The organism is Bacillus cereus group sp. BfR-BA-01441 (genome assembly GCF_022663075.1).
Taxonomy (GTDB): domain Bacteria; phylum Bacillota; class Bacilli; order Bacillales; family Bacillaceae_G; genus Bacillus_A; species Bacillus_A cereus.
In genome coordinates this window covers 59,130-79,491 of sequence record NZ_JAKUEU010000002.1, presented here as the reverse complement: position 1 = coordinate 79,491, position 20,362 = coordinate 59,130, and the positions used below count along the sequence as shown (strand labels likewise).

Here is a 20,362-nt window from a genome sequence, read left to right as displayed (position 1 = left end):
GACGAACAAGAAAATAGGAGGGCTGGACATGTTAAAAACAACTGAAAGTAAAGGGAATGAAATTACGAAAGAACAAGCTCGTTGGATGTACGAAAAAATGTTAGAAATTCGTAAGTTTGAAGATAAGGTGCATGAATTGTTCGCGCAAGGCGTTTTGCCAGGTTTCGTTCATTTATACGCAGGTGAAGAAGCGGTAGCAGTTGGTGTATGTGCCCACTTAACGGATAGTGACAGTATTACAAGTACACATAGAGGTCATGGACATTGTATCGCAAAAGGTTGTGATTTAAATGGTATGATGGCTGAACTTTTCGGGAAAGCGACAGGATTATGTAAAGGTAAAGGCGGTTCCATGCATATTGCCGATTTAGATAAAGGAATGCTTGGTGCGAATGGCATTGTAGGCGGGGGTTTCCCACTTGCTTGCGGCTCAGCATTAACAGCTAAATATAAAGGAACAAAAGATGTAAGTGTTTGCTTCTTCGGTGACGGAGCAAATAATGAAGGAACATTCCATGAAGGGGTTAATTTAGCGGCGATTTGGAAGTTACCAGTTATTTTTATTGCAGAAAATAACGGTTACGGTGAAGCAACTACATTTGAATATGCTTCAAGTTGTGATTCTATCGCTGATCGCGCAAAAGCTTATAATATTCCAGGTGTTCAAGTAGATGGAAAAGATCTTCTAGCTGTATATAAAGCTGCTACAGAAGCAGTGGAACGTGCGCGTAATGGTGATGGTCCAACAATTATTGAATGTATGACATATCGTAATTATGGTCATTTCGAAGGTGAAGCGCAAACATATAAAACATCAGAAGAAAAAGAAGAACATTTAAACGAAAAAGATGCAATTGTGAATTTCCGTAAGCATTTAATTCATGAAGGTTTATTAACAGAATCTGAACTTGTTGATATGGAAAAAGCAGTAGATGATGCAGTACAAAGATCCATTGAATTTAGTGAAAATAGTCCATACCCAGACGATGAAGAATTATTAAAAGATGTATACGTTTCTTACAAATAAGAGGAGGGTGAAAAATTATGACTAGAACAGTAAGTATGTCAACTGCAATTAATGAAGCGATGAAAATCTCAATGCGTCGTGATGAAAATGTAATTTTAATAGGTGAAGATGTTGCAGGAGGTGCACAAGTTGATCACCTGCAAGATGATGAAGCTTGGGGTGGTGTTCTTGGTGTTACGAAAGGACTTGTACAAGAGTTTGGCCGAAATCGTATATTGGATACACCAATTTCTGAAGCGGGTTATATGGGAGCTGCGATGGCAGCTGCTGCAACTGGGTTACGTCCGATAGCTGAGTTAATGTTTAATGATTTTATCGGTAGTTGTCTTGACCAAGTATTAAACCAAGGTGCGAAATTCCGTTATATGTTTGGAGGTAAAGCAAAAGTACCCGTTACAGTACGTACGATGCATGGCGCTGGTTTTAGTGCAGCAGCTCAACATTCACAAAGTTTGTACGCATTATTTACGAGCATACCAGGTATTAAAGTTGTTGTTCCTTCCACACCGTATGATGCAAAAGGCTTATTATTAGCGGCAATTGAAGATGATGATCCAGTAATCTTCTTTGAGGATAAAACACTTTACAATATGAAAGGTGAAGTGCCAGAAGGATACTATACAATTCCATTAGGAAAAGCAGATATTAAACGGGAAGGTTCTGATGTAACAATTGTCGCAATCGGAAAGCAAGTTCATACAGCGCTTGCAGCTGCAAAGCAATTATCGAAAAAGGGGCTTGAAGTAGAAGTAATTGATCCACGATCTTTATCACCACTTGATGAAGATACTATTTTATCATCTGTTGAAAAAACAAATCGTCTTATCGTCATTGACGAAGCGAATCCTAGATGTAGTATTGCAACAGATATTGCGGCAATTGTAGCGGATAAAGGTTTTGATTTGTTAGATGCACCTATTAAACGAATTACAGCACCACATACACCTGTTCCGTTCTCACCACCACTTGAAAAGTTGTATTTGCCAACACCAGAAAAAGTAATTGAAACTGTATCAGAAATGATTGGAGACCAATCTTTATTACATGTGTAATAAAACGATGAGAAGGGAGAGAGAGACATGGCTGTAGAAGTTGTAATGCCGAAGTTAGGTATGGCGATGAAAGAAGGTATTATTACGAGCTGGAATATTAAAGCAGGCGATAATGTAGCAAAAGGAGAACTAATTGCTAGTATTAATTCAGAAAAAATTGAAACGGAAATTGAAGCGCCAGCTGATGGTACGGTACTTGATATAGCTGTAAGTGAAGATGAAGGAGTGCCGCCTGGTACTGTAATTTGCTACATCGGTAAACCGAATGAAAAGGTAGAAACGCAGGAAAGCACACATGTTGTAGAAGAAAAAACATCTAATATAGAATTACAAAATGTACAAAATCAAGAAGCAAATGGGAAAGAAGTATCGAAGCAAAGAATTAAAATTTCACCTGTAGCCAAGAAAATTGCAAAGTCTGAAAATCTGGATATCAAGGCATTAGTTGGTACAGGTCCTGGCGGAAGGATTACAAAGGCAGATGTATTAAAAGCACTTGAGGTAAGAGGAATCGTTCCGGAAATATCTGAACAAGAAGAAAGTAACGTGATTCCTGTTACTGGTATGCGTAAAGCGATCGCAAATCGTATGCACGCAAGCTTAAAAAATAGCGCACAATTAACGTTAACGATGAAAGTAGATGTAACAGATTTAGTTGCTTTACATAAAGAAATAGCGAAAATTGTACAAAAAAGATATGATAATAAATTAACCATTACGGATTTTGTCTCGCGTGCTGCTGTATTAGCACTTGGAGAGCATAAAGAAATGAACAGCGCTTATATAGATGATGCAATTCATCAATTTGAACATGTGCATTTAGGCATGGCAGTCGCATTAGAAAAAGGGTTAATCGTTCCAGCTATTCGCTTTGCAAATAATTTATCTTTAGTAGAATTGTCTAAAGAGATTAAGAATGTGGCACAAAAGGCGCGAGCAGGTAGCTTAAGTAGTGATGATATGCACGGAACGACATTTACAATTAGTAATTTAGGTAGCTTTGGTATTGAATATTTCACACCTGTATTAAATACACCTGAGACTGGCATTTTAGGTATTGGCGCAATTGAACATGTTCCTGTATATAAAGGGAAAAAATTAAAAAAAGGTAGTATGTTACCTTTAAGTTTAACATTCGATCATCGTGTACTAGACGGTGCACCAGCAGCTGCATTTTTACGCACAATTAAACATTATTTAGAAGAACCTATAACAATTCTTTTATAAAGAGAAGGTGAGAGAATGAGTAAACTAGTTGTAATGGGAGGCGGACCAGCTGGATATGTAGCGGCAATTACCGCGGCTCAAAATGGCAAAGGTGTCACTCTTATTGATGAAGCTGAACTTGGCGGAACGTGTTTAAATGTTGGTTGTATGCCTACGAAATCACTGTTAGAAAGTGCTGAAATACATGACATTGTGAGAAAAGCGAATGATTATGGAGTTACGCTTAATACAGGAAGTATATCAATTGATTGGGATCAAATACAGGCGAGAAAATCACAAATCGTAATGCAACTCGTCCAAGGAATACAATATTTAATGAAGAAAAATAAAATTAAAGTTGTAAAAGGAAAAGCGAAATTCGAAACGGATCATCGTGTGCGAGTTGTACAAGGAAATAAAGAAGAAGTAGTTGATGGAGAGAGCTTTATTATCGCATCTGGTTCCGAACCTACAGAATTACCATTCGCTCCGTTCGATGGAAAATGGATTTTAAATAGTAGCCATGCCATGTCTCTTGAGAGTGTACCATCTTCATTGTTAATCGTTGGCGGTGGTGTAATAGGATGTGAGTTTGCAAGTATTTATAGTAGACTTGGCACAAAAGTATCGATAGTTGAAATGGCACCGCAATTACTACCTGGTGAAGATGAAGATATCGCGAATATTTTAAGAGAGAAATTAGAAAAAGATGGTGTGAAAATTTTTACGGGAGCAGTTTTAAAAGGATTAAATAACTATAAGAAGCAAGCTTCATTTGAGTACGAGGGAATTACTCACGAAGTAACTCCAGAATTTGTTCTTGTTTCTGTAGGAAGAAAACCACGAGTGCAACAATTAGGATTAGAAAAGGCAGGGGTTCAGTTTTCAAATAAAGGGATTTCTGTGAATGAACATATGCAAACGAACGTATCGCATATTTACGCAGCTGGTGATGTAATCGGTGGAATTCAGCTTGCTCACGTTGCCTTTCATGAAGGAACGACAGCAGCATTACACGCAAGTGGAGAAGACGTGAAAGTAAATTATCACGCTGTGCCTCGATGTATATACACAGCTCCAGAAATAGCTAGTGTCGGGTTAAGTGAAAAAGGTGCAAGAGAACAATATGGTGATATTCTCATCGGAGAATTTCCTTTTACAGCGAACGGAAAAGCTCTTATTTTAGGAGAACAAGTAGGGAAAGTAAAAGTCATTGTGGAACCTAAATACCAAGAAATTGTAGGGATTTCTATTATCGGTCCTTATGCAACTGAACTTATTGGTCAAGGAACCGTAATGATTCATACAGAAGTTACCGTTGATATAATGAGAGATTATATTGCAGCACATCCAACTTTATCTGAGGCGATTCATGAAGCGTTAATGCAAGCGGTAGGACATGCTGTACATGCTTAAATGGAAATATGATAAACCACTATTCTCTAAACGAAAGAGAGAATAGTGGTTTGAATTTTTATAGAAGAAATTAAATATCTTATTACTATTTAATTTCAATCGCTGAAGTAATATCGTTCCAATCAGCAGCTAAATTAGCAGTTTTACCGTACCAATCAGCATGTTTAAATAAAACGCCTTTTCCATATCCTTGTGTTGAAGTGTGCTCCCAAAGTGTCGTTGAATAACTTGCAGAAGGTGACGCTGTACTTACAGAAGAAATTCTGTCATTCCAGCTAGATGGTAAGTTTTTAAAGCCGCTACTCCAGTAAATATATTGGCCACCTTTATCTTTATGTTCATAAAAATCAGTACTACCAGCACCGCTACCTAAAGGATTAATTTTATTTTTAATTGCTTTTTTATCCTTTTTAATATACGCATCTAATGTTTCACGGCTAGTAAAACCATAAGCTAGCCAATCTCCATTTTCATTTTGCTTAGGTAATACCATAGTAATTTGGATATCTTTCTTATCCTGATCACTTAATTTTGCAAAGGAATTAACATTTTGTTCATCCACTTTTAAATAATCAAATGACTTAATTGTGTTACTTTTTTCTTCAGCACTTACCGCACCTAGTCCTCCAGTTAGTGCAAAACCCGCTACTAATGTCCCTGCTACTAATTTCTTCAACATATAACCATCCCTTTTTGTTTGAATTTTTGTACAGGTGAATCTTGTACAGCTAAAATGTATTCTAATTTTATACTTTTGTAAATATTCTGAAGTTTTAGAAATAATAGGCGGAATATTTACATTTTTACATTATTTCTTTAGAAAAAATGGTTATTGGAATGATATAATAAGTGGATGTATTGCTTTTACTGGATGTAAAGATATTTTAGGAGAGGTGTCATTGAAATATTTTACAAGAGAATGGTATAAAAAAATGCAAGTTTTAGAATTTGTAAGTTTTATAGAGTCTATAAAAGAATGGTCGGAAATGGATATACAAAGTTTAAAGGAAGAAATAGAGGAAAGGAAAATAGATTTATTAAAATTCCTTCCTGAATCGATATACTCAATTATACAAAACATCACAATTAATTCAGAATATCCATCAGGTGAACTGAAAAAACGTATGCAAGAGTGGACAACAGATTATGAGAAAAGAATGGCACAATTTGATCAATCATACGTAGAATATTTTAATTCCATTGAGAAAAAACTTCCGTCAAATGTCGCTCAGTTACACAAGACATCACTACACGATAGTGTAATTAAAGTAATAAAGAGAGAATCAGAAGATACTTTGTCTATCGTATTAGATTGCAGTGGTACTTTTAGTGAATTTGATAAACTTGAAGTAACCTTTATAGGAGTAACAAATTGTTCTATGCCGGAAAACTTTGAAAATGCTTGGTGGTTATATCATGAAATAGCTCTTACTGAAGATGGTTTTGAACTAGGTGTTTTATTTGACTGTCCATTTAGAGAAGTGACGATTTGTGCGACAGATGTATTACTTGTGAATAAATAATTTTTTATGGAGCATTACAAACGTTTGACATAATAAAAAAATAAAGTTATTGTAGATACATGAAGTCTACAATAGGGGCTGTACTATGAAATATTCTAAAGCTACAAATTATGCTCTTCATACAATACTTTTTCTGGCAAAGGCTACACCAAATAAGTTAGTTAGTGTTCACCAATTAGCAGAAATGCAAAATGTTTCACCAACGTACTTGTCTAAAATACTAACTAAGTTGACGAAGGAAGGGATGATACATTCATCATCTGGTCCAAAGGGCGGTTACTCGCTTAGTAAGAATTGGGAAGATATTTCATTTTTAGATATTATACATGCAATTGAAGGTAAAACATCATTGTTTGAATGTTGTTTACATGACAAACCGGGATGTTTAATTAATGAAGTAATGCTTGCAGCAGAAGAGAAAATGGAAGAAGAGTTACGAAATCAAAAAATCGTAGATCTTGCGAAAAAAATAAAAGTGGATTTTTAATCTGCTTTTATTTTTAAATTAATTAAGGATAAAAAGACTCTTTGATATCTTTAATTGTAGTTAGAAAATGATATGAAGAAGGAGAGAAGATGATGACTAAATTTTGGAATGATCGATATAAATCAGATGAATATTTTTACGGGGAAGAACCTAATACATTTATTAAAGAACAAGCATTTCGTTTAGCAAATCACAATAAAGTAATAGCTTTCGCGGAGGGAGAAGGTAGAAATGCTGTATTTCTAGCAAGACAAGGGAACGAAGTAACAGCTATTGATTATTCGGAAGATGGATTAGAGAAGACAAAAAAATTGGCAGAGAAGCATAACGTAAACGTGCATACAAAAAAAGTAGATTTATTAGCTGATAGTTTGCCAGAAAATGAATATGATGCAGCAATTATGGTATTTGGACATTTTCATGATGATTATAAAAAAATGATATTAGGTAAAATGATACAAACGATAAAGCCTGGTGGTTTAATTATGTTTGAAGTTTACTCAAAAAAACAAATAAACTATGGTACTGGTGGACCAAAAGATGTTGATATGCTGTATGATCCAATTGATATCCTTACTTGGTGTGAAGAACATAAGGTAATTCATTTCTTTAATGGCGAACAAGAGCGAATTGAAGGGAAAGGGCACACTGGTTTAGCTGATGTTATTCAAGTTGTTATTAGAAAATGAATATAAGTGTTAATGAAAGTTAAATGTATGAATGTAAAAGACCAGTCATGTAAGACTGGTCTTTCTATTTAGATACTAAATTATCAAGCTTCCAATATGTATCTGTTAACGGCGCTGCTTTGCTATCTATGTATAAATACATATTATTTAAATCTTTTGGTGAAGTTTTCAGTTCAAATACAACGTCAGTAGTTAAAGAGAACTCGTGTGGAACATTTTTATAGTGCTCGTCATCTATCGGATGAGCTTCACCTTCATATTTCTCACCAGTTTTTTCATCTTGTATGAAATATTTTATTTCCGAAAGATCAATAGTTTGTCCATCGTCTCGAACATTATTAATCATAACACGAGTAGTAAGGCGCCGCTCTTTGTCTATTTTTTCAAACTTTGCATTCTCAACTGTCGCTCTATAGTATTCGTTTTTAACTATTTCTCCATAGTGCATTGCATTCTTTTCGAGAGCGCTCTTTTCTTGTTTTGATGTAGTATTGCTATTACATCCTGTTAATATTCCAGTAAATAATAATGCTGTACATGTCGTTTTGATTAATGATTTCATAGTAATCCCTTTCTGTATTAAAAAGTAAAACATAGGAATAATTTTACATCAATAGGAAGGTAAATGGAAGTGTTTTTGCGTAATATACAGATATACATTTATTTGGTTGTCAAGTTAACAGGATAGAAAGAGGGAGAAGACTGTATAAAACGGAATAAATAAGAATTGAAAATATTGTAAAACGGAAGAGGCATGCATATAATTAAAATAAAGTTTAAGTTTCTGAACCTTCAATAACGGTGGTGATAACATGTTTACTGAAGAACGTCGAGAGAAAATTTTAGAACGACTTAATACAGATGGAAGAGTAATAGCAAAGGATCTTGCGGAAAGATTTGATATGTCTATTGATTCTATAAGAAGAGATTTGTCTATTATGGAAAAGGATGGTTTATTAAAAAGAACGCACGGAGGTGCAATTGAACTTACGCGAGTGAGAAACTTAGCTGCGGAACCAACTAAACGTTATAGTGATAGCTCAATATATGAGGACACAATTGCAAGAGTTGCGGTATCTTATATACAAGAAGGTGATTCAATTTTTATTGGCGGGGCTCCCGTTCATAATGCGATGCTGAAATATTTACCGGAAGTATCATTTACGGTTATTACGAATTCTATAGAAATAGCTGGTTATCTACGAGAATATAAGAATATTGATACGTATTTAATTGGCGGAAAAGTAAAACCTTCAGGAAATATTACTGATACACTTGCTTCTGAATTGATAAGTAGATTTTCTATTGATCTTTATTTCTCTACAGGTGGAGGCATTTCATTACAAGGTATTAGTACTGCAACACCTGAAGTTGCTTATTTTAGTAAAAGAGTAAATAAAATTGCTAGAAGAAATATTTGTTTAGCTCCGCATAATAAACTTGGAATAGATTGTTTTATAAGAGGAGAGTCTCTAAAAGAAATTGACCTTATTATAACTGATGAAGAGGCTAGTAAAGAAACTGTTCAGGAATTTGAGAAACAAGGTAAACAAGTTGTAATAGCGCCATTATATTCATTTGAAAGGAGTTTGACATGATTGTAAAAGAACAAGAGTTTCATATAAATGGATTAACTTATACAATTCGTTCTGCAGCTGAGAAAGATGCTGAGCAGTTATCGAAAACTAGAGTTCAGATTGATGGAGAAACTGAAAATATGGATAGAGATGCTGGAGAGGGATTTATAGATGACCTAGGGTTTCAAAAAATAATAAAAACAGATAGTGAAGAGACGAAGAATCTCTTTTTAGTTGCAGAAGTGCACAATCGAATCGTTGGATTTTCAAGATGTGAAGGATCAAATTTTAAGAGATTATCTCATAAAGTGGAGTTTGGCGTTTGCATTTTAAAAGAGTTTTGGGGATATAGAATGGGGAAGAGCCTATTACAACAATCTATTAAATGGGCTGACGAAAATGCAGTAAATAAAATATCTTTACAAGTATTAGAGACAAACGAGAAAGCTATTCATCTTTATAAAAAATTAGGTTTTGAAGTAGAAGGCATTTTGAAAAATGACAAAAGACTATCGGATGGAAAGTATTATAATACGGTAGTGATGGGAAGATTTACTAATACTTTTCATGAAAGAGGTGAAGAAGTATGTTTTACAGAAGGAAGTACTATGTAGTGAAAAATGAATTTATAGAAGTATTTAATGATCATTTCAATAATACGAACTTACCTAATCAATTAAAGCATGGTTCTAGGCTAATAGGACGCTGGATGAAAGATAATAAGAATGGTACGTATGAAGTATTTGCCATATGGGAATATGATAGTTATGAACAGTATAATGAAATAGAATCGAAAATTAGAAGTGACGAGAGGCATATTAAAAGAATACATGAATGGTATGAAAACCATGGCGGGAAAGAATATGTTTTACAGGAGTACATAGTAGAGATGAAAAATGAAGAGTTAGTATGTACTGTAAAGTAACAGAGGGGTGAGGGATAATAGAAATTAAAACAAAATTATATTTTAGTTTAGCATCCGCTATTTTATTTGCAATAGCCGTGATTGTTTTCTTTATAAATGGTAATCCACAAAAGTGGTTTTGGTTATGTATTTTCTTTGCGTCCATTATACAAAATATAGTGCTACTAAAAAAGAATAAAGAAGTGCATTAGGATATTCAAATTATTAACATATTTGTGTCGTATTGCTAGTTGTATTGAAAACGCTTTTATTCAGTTTTATAATAAAAGTATGTTTTATAAATCTCCAAAACAATTAAAAGGGAGATGATACAATGTTAGCTTCACCGTTTTACTTACATACATGGAAAAAGTTTGTTAATGAAGGTGTTCTTGATTCAAATCGCATAAATCAAAGAATTTCAGAATCGTGGCATCGATGTAAACAGGCTAATGTTAATCCTCATATGAATAAAGGTCAGAAAGTTTTGTCTTCTCATATTTTTCGAGAACAAAAGAAAAAGAGTGAAATTTTCCTTGATATAGCATTACCCCAAATACAAAATATGAGAAAAACCATTGATGAACTACAAATGATGGCATTATTAATCGATCCAGATGGTTATGTCCTATCCTTAAGTGGAAATAAACAAACGTTAAAGCGAGCGAAACATATTAATTTTATTGAAGGTGTAAAATGGACGGAAGCAGCTGTGGGGACAAACGCAATAGGAACAGCGCTAGAAATTGAAGAAGCTATTATGATAAGTGGTACTGAACATTACTCCGTGGCATCTCATAGCTGGAGTTGTGCGGCTGCTCCCATTCATAACGATGACGGGAAATTAATTGGTATTCTAGATTTCTCCTGTCCAATTGAATTTTCACATCCATATATGCTCGGTATGGTAACTTCAATTGCACATGCGATTGAACGTGAATGTAGCATAAGAGTTCATCAAAATGAATTACACTTAATCCATCGTTTTTTAGATGTCATTGATAGTGATGAACAAGTAGTTATTTGTAATCATCGTGATGTTATCGTTTCTGCGAGTAAGAGCGTTCGGGAACGAGTAACTAATTGGTCAAGAATGAAACTTGAAGATTTAGTGCACCATGGATTGGAAACTAAATTAGAGATACCGGTATATAGTAATGAAAGAATGATCGGGAAATGTATGTATTTAAAGGAAAACAAACAAATGAATACATATTCTGCTTTCACATTTATAAAAGGAATTACTTTTCCAGGAGTTACCGGGACAAGTAAAGCATTTCAACACACACTAGAAGAAATTAAGCTTGTTTCACCGACTGATGCTAGTGTGTATGTATGTGGTGAGACAGGAGTAGGAAAGGAATATGTCGCGAGAGCGATTCATGAAAATAGTCCAAGAAAAGACGGACCCTTTATAGCTGTTAACTGCGGTTCTTTGCCTAAAGAATTAATGGAAAGTGAATTGTTCGGTTATGCTGAAGGTGCGTTTACAGGTGCGCGACGTCAAGGATATAAAGGGAAATTTGAACAAGCGAATGGAGGAACACTGTTTTTAGATGAAATTGGCGAAGTACCACCAGAGATGCAAGTAGCCTTATTGCGTGTTTTACAAGAACGCACAATAACTCCAATAGGAAGTTCAAAAGAGGTACCAGTAAATATTCGTATTATTACTGCCACACATAAAGATTTACTAAGGTTAGTAGAAGAAGGGAAATTCCGTCAAGATTTATATTATCGTTTACATGTTTATCCACTATATGTTCCATCGTTAATAGAAAGAAAAGAGGATATCCCATATTTTATACAACACTTTTGCGAACGGAAGAATTGGAATGTTGTATTTCCTAAAAGTATTTGTAATCAATTTTTACAACATACATGGCCCGGAAATATTCGAGAACTAGTAAATGCATTAGAACGCATTTACATTTTGTCGCAAGGACGGGAAATATGCGAAAAACAAGTCGCTTTTTTGATACAAACAATGATGGGAAATCAACAACAACTTGAGTTACAAGTTGAAAATAAAACCGAACATACATTGAATTTTCGCGAAAAAATACAGCGTGATAGCATGATTGAAGCATTACAAAAGACAAACGGAAATGTTTCATTAGCTGCAAAACTATTAGATGTACCCCGTAGTACATTTTATAAACGAATGCAAAAATATAAGTTATAAAGTAGATTTTTGCAATCTACTTTTTCTTTGTGGGCTCATGTTCTGTCGGAATGTGCGCTTACCGGGGAAATAATAGAATTGTTAGAAGGGAAATTTCCTAATGGGGGTTAGTGTGTGAAGTACATTGAAATTGGAATCGGGAATAGGTGGTTCGTTCGAACGGAAACTGAAAATAAAGATGGAACTGAATTTGAAGAACGAGGAATTATAAAACCTATTTATTTTGAGTCTTTATACATACGTATTTGGTTTCGGAAAACTTGTTTTATTTTTGATACGAAAGAGGGGTTTAAGAAAGATAAGAAGAGGAGGGTTGAATATAAATTTATAGTTGGAATTGTCAGTAGACTGGATAAAGAAGAAGTGGGCTAACATACGTAGTTATATTGGGCAGGAAATTCTTTTGACTTATATCAAATTCATGAAAAGCACATTTACTAAATATAAATTGTTAATAAAACCACTAAAAATTATTATCAAGACCTAAAAGCTAAAAATCCTAAAAAAATAAAGGTGAGCGCATATTATACATGACTAATATGTACTCACCTTTATTTTATTGTTCAATTAAAGGGCCAGGTTGTTGAGGAAACAGGAATAATAAGAATACTCAAAATATTGTTTGTGAAGTGTTACACTTAAACTAACGGGCAGTTTAGCTTAAGTACATTTTTTCACAAATTTAAATGGGGAAATTTCCCCATTTTTTATACCAGCTTAACGTTGATTCGGGAATATTGAACTTCGCTACCTGCTAATTGAATTCTACTTCATCTGGAGACCTTTAAATTAAAATGCTTCCTTTCTTCTGACAGACTTATTAAATTTCGAAAACAATCAATTCAATCATCTTTTCGTATAGAAAAACTTATTAAGAAACATGCACTAGAAAAAATATAAATCATATATAGGAGATATCCCGTTTGAATGCTTGAGGAGGATATTATGAAACCTATGTTACCTAGTGAAAAATATTTCGGTAATTTAGAACTAGTTTATGCATTTTATGGGGCTATGCCTACAGGTGTTACTGTTTCAGAAACCGGTCGTATTTTCATTTGCTTTCCGAAATGGGGAGACGATGTTAAATTTACGGTGGCGGAAATTTTTGAGGATAAATTGCAGCCTTATCCTAATTTACAAACCAATTTGGCTAACCCCGAGAATATCCCAATGACTTTCATCAGTGTCCAAAGTGTAGTTGCTGATGGAAGGGGAACGCTTTGGATATTAGATACAGCGGCACCCAATTTTTCTGAACCTATTAAAGGGGGAGCAAAATTAGTCGCTGTTGATTTAGAAACCAATACAATAAGAAAAGTATATACCTTTACAGAAGATGTTGTCCTGCCTACAACTTATCTGAATGATGTCCGTTTTGATTTTCGTGTTGGAAAAGCAGGTTATGCCTATATAACGGATTCTTCTTCGAGAGGACCAGGAGCTATTATCGTCGTAGATTTATCAAATGGAAACGCGTTTAGACGGTTAAATGGAGCAAATTCAACTTCACCCGATCCCTATTTTTTACCGAAAGTAGAAGGTCAAATTTTAATGAATCGAAACAAAGACGGTTCAACTTCTCCATTTAGGTTGGCGTCTGATAGTCTTGCGATTTCTCCCGATGGAAAGATATTATTTTTTGCTCCACTAACCAGTCGGCATTTGTTCTCGATCTCAACAGAAGCCCTGAGAAACAGAACGATACCGGACATGAATTTACCTTATCATGTGGAGTATTGGGGAGAAAAAGGTGCGTCTGATGGAATGATCACTGATGCAAAGGGAACTGTTTATGCTGGAGATTATGAAAACAACAGTATCCGTAAGATATTGCCAAATGGCATAATGGAAACTATCGCACATGATCCGAGAATTTTGTGGCCGGATACTTTTTCAATTGGTCCGGATCAATATTTGTATGTCATTGTGAACCAATTACATCGACAGCCTAGATTTCATTATGGAAAAGACTTACGACAGAAACCTTATAGTTTACTTCGTATCAAAATTGATGAATTTCCTGCTCCGACCTTTTCATAATAAAAATAGTCAATGAATTGTTTTCATTGATAGAAAATGATCAAACTTTTTTATAAAACCAAAACATAAACCTGCTGGATAAGAATCCATTTTGATCAATCTTTTTCAAAATGGATTCTTTTTATTTACCATAGAATACGGGTTAACACGATATTTTTAATCAAACTTTATTTTAAAATTACGAAGAAACTCATGAATGTTTTAAAAAATATGGTGAAGTAGTAATACCCGAACTTATGAGTGAAATTAATGAAAAGTTAAAATGGGATGTTGTTAGTTATGTAGATCATAAGGAGTATGCTTTATGGCCACTACTAAAATATTTTAAAAAGATAATTAAACAAGATTCACAAGAATGGAAAACGCGAGGTTTAGAATTGTATAAATTATCTAGTGTAGCAGATATAAAGGGGAGTAATTTTCTTATCCTTTCTATATAGAAATTGCTATTGGTATTATTATACAATAGGTGTCAGAAAATACAGTTGTTTATTATTGGAGTGGGAGAGAATTATATGTCGATGTCGCTATTTTATAAAAAAATCCGTGAGCAATTAGGCCATGAACTAATTCTAATACCGAGTGTAGCTGCTGTTATAAAGAATGGGCAGGGAGATATTTTGTTTCAATATCCTGGCGGGGAATACTGGAGTTTGCCAGCTGGAGCAATTGAGCCTGGAGAAACTCCAGAAGAAGCGGTAGTTCGTGAAGTGTGGGAAGAAACGGGTTTGAAAGTGCAAGTAAAAAAACAAAAAGGGGTATTTGGAGGGGAAAGGTTCCGTCATATATATCCGAATGGCGATCAAGTAGAATATATTGTTGTTGTGTTTGAATGTGAAATTACTAGTGGAAAACTGAAATCGATAGATGGTGAATCTTTAAAACTACAATATTTCTCGTTTTCTGAAAAGCCTACTTTAGCGCTACCATACCCAGATAATATATTTTTATAGATGTAAAATAACACACCTTACTTATTGAAGGTGTGTTATTTATATAACCCGGTCGTATACATCTCCGTTAGCGTATACACAATTTCCTCTAAGTTAATCTTTTTATCATTTTGCGTAATAGTCCAAAGAAACGATTCATTCATCGCGAACCAACCGCGTGCTACAATCTCTTTATTTAAATTAGGTTGTGCTAATCCACTTTCTTGAGAGTAAGTAATATCCTGTTTAATACTTGTTATAAAACGTTCCCGAATCTCATCCCATTTTTGCCGTATTTCTCTTGATAATCCTATCGCTTCCTCTACAACTTGCAAAATAGCGCGTTCTGCATCTGCTAATTGCAGGAATGCTCTAACTTGATTTTGGATCATTATACGTGCTTCCTCTTTTGTTTGTGGAGAAAAAGAGCGCTCAGCAATATTATAAAATTGATTCATAACATCTTCCATTAAACTAATTAGGAGATCATCTTTGTTTTTGAAGTATACATATGCTGTTCCATAACCAGTTTCTGCATGTTTAATAATTTGTGTAATTGTCGTTTTTTGAAATCCATTATTTATAAAAATAGTGTAACCAGAGTGTAATAGTTTCTTCTTCGTTTCTAAGGAGCGGTGTTTTCTTGATGAAAGAGTAGAGTTTTTCAAAGAATCACCTCTTTATACTGAAATATCTGAAAATATAACTGTATTGTAAAAGAAGTTCATATATAAAGTCAACTGACATAATATCATTGACGTTGTATCAATTAAGGTGATATATTTCAATTAGTTAGAATAAAAAGAAAATTAAGAGAAGGTGACACCATGTATAAAGAACCATTTCAACCAACTTATGAGTATGCGCTTGAATGTGATAAACATGATGAACTGAAAGATTTTCAAACTGAATTCTATAAAAAAGAAGGTACTATATATTTAGATGGAAACTCATTAGGGCTACTTTCAAAAAGAGCAGAGAAATCATTACTTACGTTGCTAGATTCGTGGAAAGAGTATGGCATTGACGGCTGGACAGAAGGTGAGCACCCGTGGTTTTTCCTTTCAGAGAAATTAGGTAAACTTACAGCCCCTCTTATTGGTGCTTTACCGGAAGAAACTATTGTAACCGGTTCTACAACTACAAATATACACCAAGTTATTGCGACGTTTTACGAACCAAAAGGAATACGTACAAAAATACTTGCGGATGAATTAACTTTCCCATCAGATATTTATGCACTTCAAAGTCAAATTCGTTTAAAAGGATTAGATCCAGAGGAGCATTTAGTAAGAGTGAAAAGCCGAGATGGTAGAACACTTTCTGAAGAAGATATTATCCATACGATGGAAGATGATATCGCTTTAATTTTATTACCTTCTGTTTTATATAGAAGTGGTCAAATTCTTGATATGAAACGTTTAACAACGGAAGCTCATAAACGCGGCATTCACATTGGATTTGATTTATGCCATTCAATAGGATCTATTCCGCATCATTTCAAAGATTGGGATGTCGATTTTGCTGTTTGGTGCAATTATAAATATTTAAATGCAGGACCGGGTGGCGTTGCAGGAATTTATGTGAATAATAAACATTTTAATAGACTACCAGGGTTGTCTGGATGGTTTAGTTCTAGAAAAGATAAGCAGTTTGATATGGAGCATACATTAACAGCTGCTGATCATGCAGGTGCTTATCAAATTGGTACACCGCACGTTTTAAGTACAGCACCATTAATTGGTTCACTTGAAATTTTCAAAGATGCAGGTATTGAGCGTTTACGTGAGAAATCTTTACATATTACGAGATACATGCTGAATTTAATTGGACATGAATTAAAAGATTTCGAATTTACAATTGGAAATCCATTAGAGGATGAAAAACGAGGCGGGCACATTTATTTAGAGCATGCAGAAGCAGCACGTATATGTAAAGCACTAAAAGCAAATGGAGTAATTCCAGATTTTAGAGCGCCAAATGGGGTGAGACTTGCGCCGGTCGCTTTATATAACACATACGAAGAAGTGTGGAAATCTGTACAAATATTAAAGAAAATTATGAAAAATGAAGAGTATAAGCAGTTTGAAAATAAGCGAGAGGTTGTGGCATAAATATGAAAACATCAGAGTGGATTGATATTTCACAACCGCTAAATAATAATATTGCAACGTGGCCAGGAGACACACCGTTCTCGTATGAAGTTTCATGGTCAAAAGAAGAAAGTGGCTCAGTAAATGTCGGAAAGTTAACGATGAGTATTCATACAGGCACTCATATTGATGCACCATTTCATTTTGATAATGATGGAAAGAAAGTATTGGATTTAGATGTTCAAGTTTATGTTGGCCCAGCACAGATTATTGACGTTTCTAATCTTGAAAGCATCGGGAAAAAGGAATTAGAAAGCTTTCATTTAGAAGGTGTAGAACGATTATTATTACGTACATCTTCACATGGAAAAGCTGAAGAATTTCCAGAGGTGATCCCTCATTTACGTGCGGACATAGCGTCGTTTCTTTCAGAGAAAGGTATTCGTTTAATCGGAGTAGATGTACCATCAGTTGATCCGCTAGATGATAAAGAATTAGCAGCGCATCATCAATTATTTAAACATGGAATTCATATTTTAGAAAATGTCGTACTAGATCATGTAGCAGACGGTGATTATGAACTTATTGCATTACCACTTGCATTAACTGATGCAGATGGAAGTCCAGTTCGAGCCGTTATTAGACCAATATAAGTAGAATCATATAAAAGGGGCGTTTGGCTAATATGAAAGAAAATGAAAAAGTAATTATGGAAAAAGGGATTCATACGGATTTTAAAGAGAATATGACGTATGGGGAGTATTTACAATTAGATAGTTTACTATCTTCTCAAAAAAGATTATCGGACCATCATGATGAAATGTTATTTATCGTTATTCACCAAGCGAGTGAGCTTTGGATGAAGCTCATTTTACATGAGCTAAATGCGGCGATTGAATCTATTAAACAAGATAAATTACAACCAGCTTTTAAAATGTTAGCACGTGTATCAAAAGTTCAGTCTCAAATTATTCAATCTTGGGATATTCTTGCGACATTAACACCATCAGAATATATTGAGTTTCGTGATTCACTCGGTCAAGCTTCAGGTTTTCAATCGTATCAATATCGTATGATTGAGTATGCACTTGGCTATAAAACGCCACACGCATTAAAAATTTATGAAAAGGATCCAGAATTACATGCACGACTTCATAAAGCGCTACATGCACCAAGTCTATATGATGTCGCGATTCAAGCATTAGTAAAAGAAGGATTCCCTATTCATAAAGATGTGTTAAACCGTGATATTACGCAGCCTTATGAAGAAGATGCAACAGTAGAAGCAGCATGGTTGGAAGTGTATGCGGATGTGAAAAAATATTGGAATTTATATCAGCTTGCTGAAAAATTGATTGATATTGAAGACTGGCTACAACAATGGCGTTTCCGTCATATGAAAACAGTAGAAAGAATTATTGGACATAAAATGGGTACAGGTGGATCCTCCGGTGTTTCTTATTTAAAGCGAGTACTTGATCAACAATTCTTCCCAGAGCTTTGGAATGTTCGTACCAAATTATAAAAATAAACCTGTCAGTTCATTATGGCTGACAGGTTTATTTTTATTTGAGCACAATTATGTTTAAAATGAAGGAACAAGATATAATAAATGGAGTAACTATTTAAATGGAGGTAAAGTTTTTGGATTTCAAGCAACTAGAAAATAAATTCGAAAAGAAAAAAGTGAATACATTTCTTGTTTATCAAAAAGGGGAATTAACAACTGAGTATTATAAAACACCCGAATGTGCAAATAACTTATATAAAATAAATTCGATTACAAAAAGTATCATATCTTTATTAATTGGTATTGCAATTGATAAGGGCTACATAAATGATATACATACATCAATTACAGAGTGGATTGAAAATGTACCTGGAGAAAAACATGATTTAACGCTATATCACTTATTAACAATGACTACTGGTGAGGACTGGAAAGAGTTTGGGAATGGAGTAGTATTCCCAAATGACTTTGTAGAATCAGAGAACTGGGTACAGTACATATTAGAAAAGCCAATAATTGAAGAACCTGCTACAAAAATGAATTATAATTCAGGTTCTTCTCATTTACTGAGCTATATTATTCAAAAAGCTACTGGAATGTCGACAGAGCGGTTTGCAAAGAAATATTTATTTGACCCATTAAAAATTAACGAATACGAGTGGCAACAAGATCCGCAGGGTATATATGTAGGTGGCTTCGGTATGAAAATGAAATCTACCGATTTATTAAAATTAGGAAAATTATGTTTGCAAAATGGATATTGGAGTGAAAAAGAAATTGTATCAGCGAAATGGTTAGAAGAATCAAGTAGGGCGCAATTTGAAACATATGAACATGTCGGCGCATATGGATATCACTGGTGGGTATTACATAACGAAAGATTTCGCATACCGTATTGTATATATTTCGCTATGGGATACGGCGGACAATACATCGTTATCATTCCTCAATTAGAAGTAGTATCTATTATAAGTAGTCATATGCCAAAACGTGGGCTCGTTCCGTTAAATTTATTTATTGAGCATGTACAGGGAAATTCTAATTATATATAAGAAAAGGAGGGAATGTATGAAAGATGAAAAAATTTTATCTTTATTTAGACTATGTTTAAGTCTTCTAGCATTTAGTGCAATCATTACGCAATTTATAATACGGGCACAAGTGAAACCGTTCAATCCAGTTAACTTTTTTAGTTTCTTTACGATCGAAAGTAACATTTTAGTTGCATGTATTCTCCTTTTAAGTAGTATCGGAACAGCTACATTTGGTCGATCAGAACAGTTTGGTATACTTCGTGGTGCAGCAACGGTATACATACTTACGACTGGACTCATTTATTTTTTATTATTAAGAGGGTTAGAAGAATCACTTCAAACGGCAATACCATGGGTAAATACGGTGTTACATTATATCATGCCAATTGCTATGCTTTTAGATTGGATATTAAATCCACCAAATAAGAAAATCACTTGGAAACAAGCTTCAAGTTGGCTCTTATTCCCGTTTTTTTACGTTGTATATAGCTTAATTCGTGGTCCAATCGTGAATTGGTATCCTTATCCATTTTTAGATCCGAGAATAGGTGGATATGGTAGAGTACTTTTATACAGTATAGGGATAGCAGTTGTAATTGGCACTATTTGTATATTGGTAAGATTTTTAGGGAATCGATATTTTAGAAAAGAATTTTAGAAATGAAAGAAACCCGGCTGTTATGA

General features: G+C 34.3%; 22 protein-coding genes. 19 read left to right on the top strand and 3 right to left on the bottom strand.

The genetic code is table 11. The features are described 5' to 3' along the window. The first annotated feature begins 28 nt into the window (after positions 1-28). From acoA to lpdA, 4 genes are read left to right on the top strand one after another with little or no spacing between them, the layout of a single operon-like run. Positions 29-1,027: an acetoin:2,6-dichlorophenolindophenol oxidoreductase subunit alpha gene (acoA, locus tag MR107_RS01480; RefSeq protein WP_000921290.1), complete on the top strand. Its 999-nt coding sequence runs from the start codon at positions 29-31 to the stop codon at positions 1,025-1,027. Positions 1,028-1,044: 17 nt separating this feature from the next. Beyond that, a complete protein-coding gene (gene acoB / locus MR107_RS01475; RefSeq protein ID WP_000198898.1) occupies positions 1,045-2,079 on the top strand; it encodes an acetoin:2,6-dichlorophenolindophenol oxidoreductase subunit beta in 1,035 nt (344 codons plus the stop codon). 27 nt (positions 2,080-2,106) lie between these two features. Beyond that, positions 2,107-3,306: a dihydrolipoamide acetyltransferase family protein gene (locus MR107_RS01470; protein ID WP_242292019.1), complete on the top strand. Its 1,200-nt coding sequence runs from the start codon at positions 2,107-2,109 to the stop codon at positions 3,304-3,306. Positions 3,307-3,321: 15 nt separating this feature from the next. Further along, the gene (gene lpdA, locus MR107_RS01465) at positions 3,322-4,701 is read left to right on the top strand and encodes a dihydrolipoyl dehydrogenase (RefSeq protein WP_242292018.1); all 1,380 of its coding nucleotides are present in this window, start codon (positions 3,322-3,324) and stop codon (positions 4,699-4,701) included. An 85-nt stretch (positions 4,702-4,786) separates the two neighbouring features. Here lpdA and MR107_RS01460 read toward each other — a convergent pair whose 3' ends face one another. After that, positions 4,787-5,380, bottom strand: coding sequence for a hypothetical protein (locus MR107_RS01460; protein ID WP_242292017.1), 594 nt, complete (start codon positions 5,378-5,380; stop codon positions 4,787-4,789). A 220-nt stretch (positions 5,381-5,600) separates the two neighbouring features. Between MR107_RS01460 and MR107_RS01455 the strand changes: the two genes are divergently transcribed. The 3 genes from MR107_RS01455 (at position 5,601) to MR107_RS01445 (ending at position 7,400) form a co-directional block, all read left to right on the top strand. Beyond that, complete coding sequence (locus MR107_RS01455) at positions 5,601-6,224, top strand: DUF4085 domain-containing protein (protein ID WP_242292016.1); 624 nt, start codon at positions 5,601-5,603, stop codon at positions 6,222-6,224. Positions 6,225-6,309: 85 nt separating this feature from the next. Continuing rightward, positions 6,310-6,711, top strand: a complete 402-nt coding sequence (locus MR107_RS01450; protein WP_000877642.1) for an Rrf2 family transcriptional regulator — start codon at positions 6,310-6,312, stop codon at positions 6,709-6,711. 89 nt (positions 6,712-6,800) lie between these two features. After that, positions 6,801-7,400 carry a class I SAM-dependent methyltransferase gene (locus tag MR107_RS01445; RefSeq protein WP_002041261.1) on the top strand — a complete coding sequence of 200 codons (600 nt, stop codon included), beginning with the start codon at positions 6,801-6,803 and terminating at the stop codon, positions 7,398-7,400. 64 nt (positions 7,401-7,464) lie between these two features. On the opposite strand, the gene MR107_RS01440 is transcribed toward MR107_RS01445, so the two are convergent. Further along, positions 7,465-7,962, bottom strand: coding sequence for a hypothetical protein (locus MR107_RS01440; RefSeq protein WP_000838466.1), 498 nt, complete (start codon positions 7,960-7,962; stop codon positions 7,465-7,467). Positions 7,963-8,212: 250 nt separating this feature from the next. Between MR107_RS01440 and MR107_RS01435 the strand changes: the two genes are divergently transcribed. The 7 genes from MR107_RS01435 (at position 8,213) to MR107_RS01405 (ending at position 15,062) form a co-directional block, all read left to right on the top strand. Then, positions 8,213-8,998, top strand: coding sequence for a DeoR/GlpR family DNA-binding transcription regulator (locus MR107_RS01435; protein WP_071740727.1), 786 nt, complete (start codon positions 8,213-8,215; stop codon positions 8,996-8,998). Further along, positions 8,995-9,591, top strand: a complete 597-nt coding sequence (locus MR107_RS01430) for a GNAT family N-acetyltransferase (RefSeq protein WP_071740726.1) — start codon at positions 8,995-8,997, stop codon at positions 9,589-9,591. The genes MR107_RS01435 and MR107_RS01430 overlap by 4 nt, the downstream gene beginning before the upstream one ends. Then, positions 9,564-9,902: an NIPSNAP family protein gene (locus MR107_RS01425; protein WP_025687589.1), complete on the top strand. Its 339-nt coding sequence runs from the start codon at positions 9,564-9,566 to the stop codon at positions 9,900-9,902. Before MR107_RS01430 ends, MR107_RS01425 begins: the two co-directional genes overlap by 28 nt. Positions 9,903-10,215: 313 nt before the next feature. After that, positions 10,216-12,066 (top strand): sigma-54-dependent Fis family transcriptional regulator, encoded by a 1,851-nt coding sequence (locus MR107_RS01420; protein WP_242292015.1) that lies wholly within the window; start codon positions 10,216-10,218, stop codon positions 12,064-12,066. Between the two features lie 114 nt (positions 12,067-12,180). Then, the gene (locus tag MR107_RS01415) at positions 12,181-12,438 is read left to right on the top strand and encodes a DUF3977 family protein (RefSeq protein WP_000873841.1); all 258 of its coding nucleotides are present in this window, start codon (positions 12,181-12,183) and stop codon (positions 12,436-12,438) included. A gap of 573 nt (positions 12,439-13,011) precedes the next feature. Then, a complete protein-coding gene (locus tag MR107_RS01410; RefSeq protein ID WP_000803865.1) occupies positions 13,012-14,109 on the top strand; it encodes an L-dopachrome tautomerase-related protein in 1,098 nt (365 codons plus the stop codon). Between the two features lie 515 nt (positions 14,110-14,624). Then, positions 14,625-15,062 carry an NUDIX hydrolase gene (locus MR107_RS01405; RefSeq protein ID WP_242292014.1) on the top strand — a complete coding sequence of 146 codons (438 nt, stop codon included), beginning with the start codon at positions 14,625-14,627 and terminating at the stop codon, positions 15,060-15,062. Positions 15,063-15,097: 35 nt separating this feature from the next. On the opposite strand, the gene MR107_RS01400 is transcribed toward MR107_RS01405, so the two are convergent. Next, complete coding sequence (locus MR107_RS01400; RefSeq protein WP_000798536.1) at positions 15,098-15,709, bottom strand: TetR/AcrR family transcriptional regulator; 612 nt, start codon at positions 15,707-15,709, stop codon at positions 15,098-15,100. 159 nt (positions 15,710-15,868) lie between these two features. Here MR107_RS01400 and kynU point away from each other — a divergent pair, with 159 nt between their 5' ends. The 5 genes from kynU to MR107_RS01375 all read left to right on the top strand — a co-directional run bounded on the left by kynU (position 15,869) and on the right by MR107_RS01375 (position 20,336). After that, entirely contained in the window at positions 15,869-17,155 is a 1,287-nt protein-coding gene (kynU, locus tag MR107_RS01395; RefSeq protein ID WP_000276299.1) for a kynureninase, read from the top strand. 2 nt (positions 17,156-17,157) lie between these two features. Continuing rightward, positions 17,158-17,787 (top strand): arylformamidase, encoded by a 630-nt coding sequence (kynB, locus tag MR107_RS01390; protein ID WP_242292013.1) that lies wholly within the window; start codon positions 17,158-17,160, stop codon positions 17,785-17,787. 32 nt (positions 17,788-17,819) lie between these two features. Then, a complete protein-coding gene (gene kynA / locus MR107_RS01385) occupies positions 17,820-18,659 on the top strand; it encodes a tryptophan 2,3-dioxygenase (protein WP_078187600.1) in 840 nt (279 codons plus the stop codon). Between the two features lie 119 nt (positions 18,660-18,778). Further along, positions 18,779-19,696 carry a serine hydrolase domain-containing protein gene (locus tag MR107_RS01380; RefSeq protein WP_242292012.1) on the top strand — a complete coding sequence of 306 codons (918 nt, stop codon included), beginning with the start codon at positions 18,779-18,781 and terminating at the stop codon, positions 19,694-19,696. 16 nt (positions 19,697-19,712) lie between these two features. Continuing rightward, complete coding sequence (locus MR107_RS01375) at positions 19,713-20,336, top strand: Pr6Pr family membrane protein (protein ID WP_000650955.1); 624 nt, start codon at positions 19,713-19,715, stop codon at positions 20,334-20,336. Positions 20,337-20,362: the final 26 nt, after the last annotated feature.

Bases quoted from the DNA above. Each gene is read 5' to 3' on its own strand.
- MR107_RS01375 (WP_000650955.1), top strand. From the start codon at position 19,713: ATGAAAGATGAAAAAATTTTATCTTTATTTAGACTATGTTTAAGTCTT.
- MR107_RS01470 (WP_242292019.1), top strand. From the start codon at position 2,107: ATGGCTGTAGAAGTTGTAATGCCGAAGTTAGGTATGGCGATGAAAGAA.
- MR107_RS01445 (WP_002041261.1), top strand. From the start codon at position 6,801: ATGATGACTAAATTTTGGAATGATCGATATAAATCAGATGAATATTTT.
- kynA (WP_078187600.1), top strand. From the start codon at position 17,820: ATGAAAGAAAATGAAAAAGTAATTATGGAAAAAGGGATTCATACGGAT.
- kynB (WP_242292013.1), top strand. From the start codon at position 17,158: ATGAAAACATCAGAGTGGATTGATATTTCACAACCGCTAAATAATAAT.
- MR107_RS01435 (WP_071740727.1), top strand. From the start codon at position 8,213: ATGTTTACTGAAGAACGTCGAGAGAAAATTTTAGAACGACTTAATACA.
- MR107_RS01450 (WP_000877642.1), top strand. From the start codon at position 6,310: ATGAAATATTCTAAAGCTACAAATTATGCTCTTCATACAATACTTTTT.
- MR107_RS01410 (WP_000803865.1), top strand. From the start codon at position 13,012: ATGAAACCTATGTTACCTAGTGAAAAATATTTCGGTAATTTAGAACTA.
- lpdA (WP_242292018.1), top strand. From the start codon at position 3,322: ATGAGTAAACTAGTTGTAATGGGAGGCGGACCAGCTGGATATGTAGCG.
- MR107_RS01460 (WP_242292017.1), bottom strand. From the start codon at position 5,380: ATGTTGAAGAAATTAGTAGCAGGGACATTAGTAGCGGGTTTTGCACTA.
- MR107_RS01425 (WP_025687589.1), top strand. From the start codon at position 9,564: ATGTTTTACAGAAGGAAGTACTATGTAGTGAAAAATGAATTTATAGAA.
- MR107_RS01430 (WP_071740726.1), top strand. From the start codon at position 8,995: ATGATTGTAAAAGAACAAGAGTTTCATATAAATGGATTAACTTATACA.
- MR107_RS01420 (WP_242292015.1), top strand. From the start codon at position 10,216: ATGTTAGCTTCACCGTTTTACTTACATACATGGAAAAAGTTTGTTAAT.
- MR107_RS01440 (WP_000838466.1), bottom strand. From the start codon at position 7,962: ATGAAATCATTAATCAAAACGACATGTACAGCATTATTATTTACTGGA.
- acoA (WP_000921290.1), top strand. From the start codon at position 29: ATGTTAAAAACAACTGAAAGTAAAGGGAATGAAATTACGAAAGAACAA.
- kynU (WP_000276299.1), top strand. From the start codon at position 15,869: ATGTATAAAGAACCATTTCAACCAACTTATGAGTATGCGCTTGAATGT.
- acoB (WP_000198898.1), top strand. From the start codon at position 1,045: ATGACTAGAACAGTAAGTATGTCAACTGCAATTAATGAAGCGATGAAA.
- MR107_RS01405 (WP_242292014.1), top strand. From the start codon at position 14,625: ATGTCGATGTCGCTATTTTATAAAAAAATCCGTGAGCAATTAGGCCAT.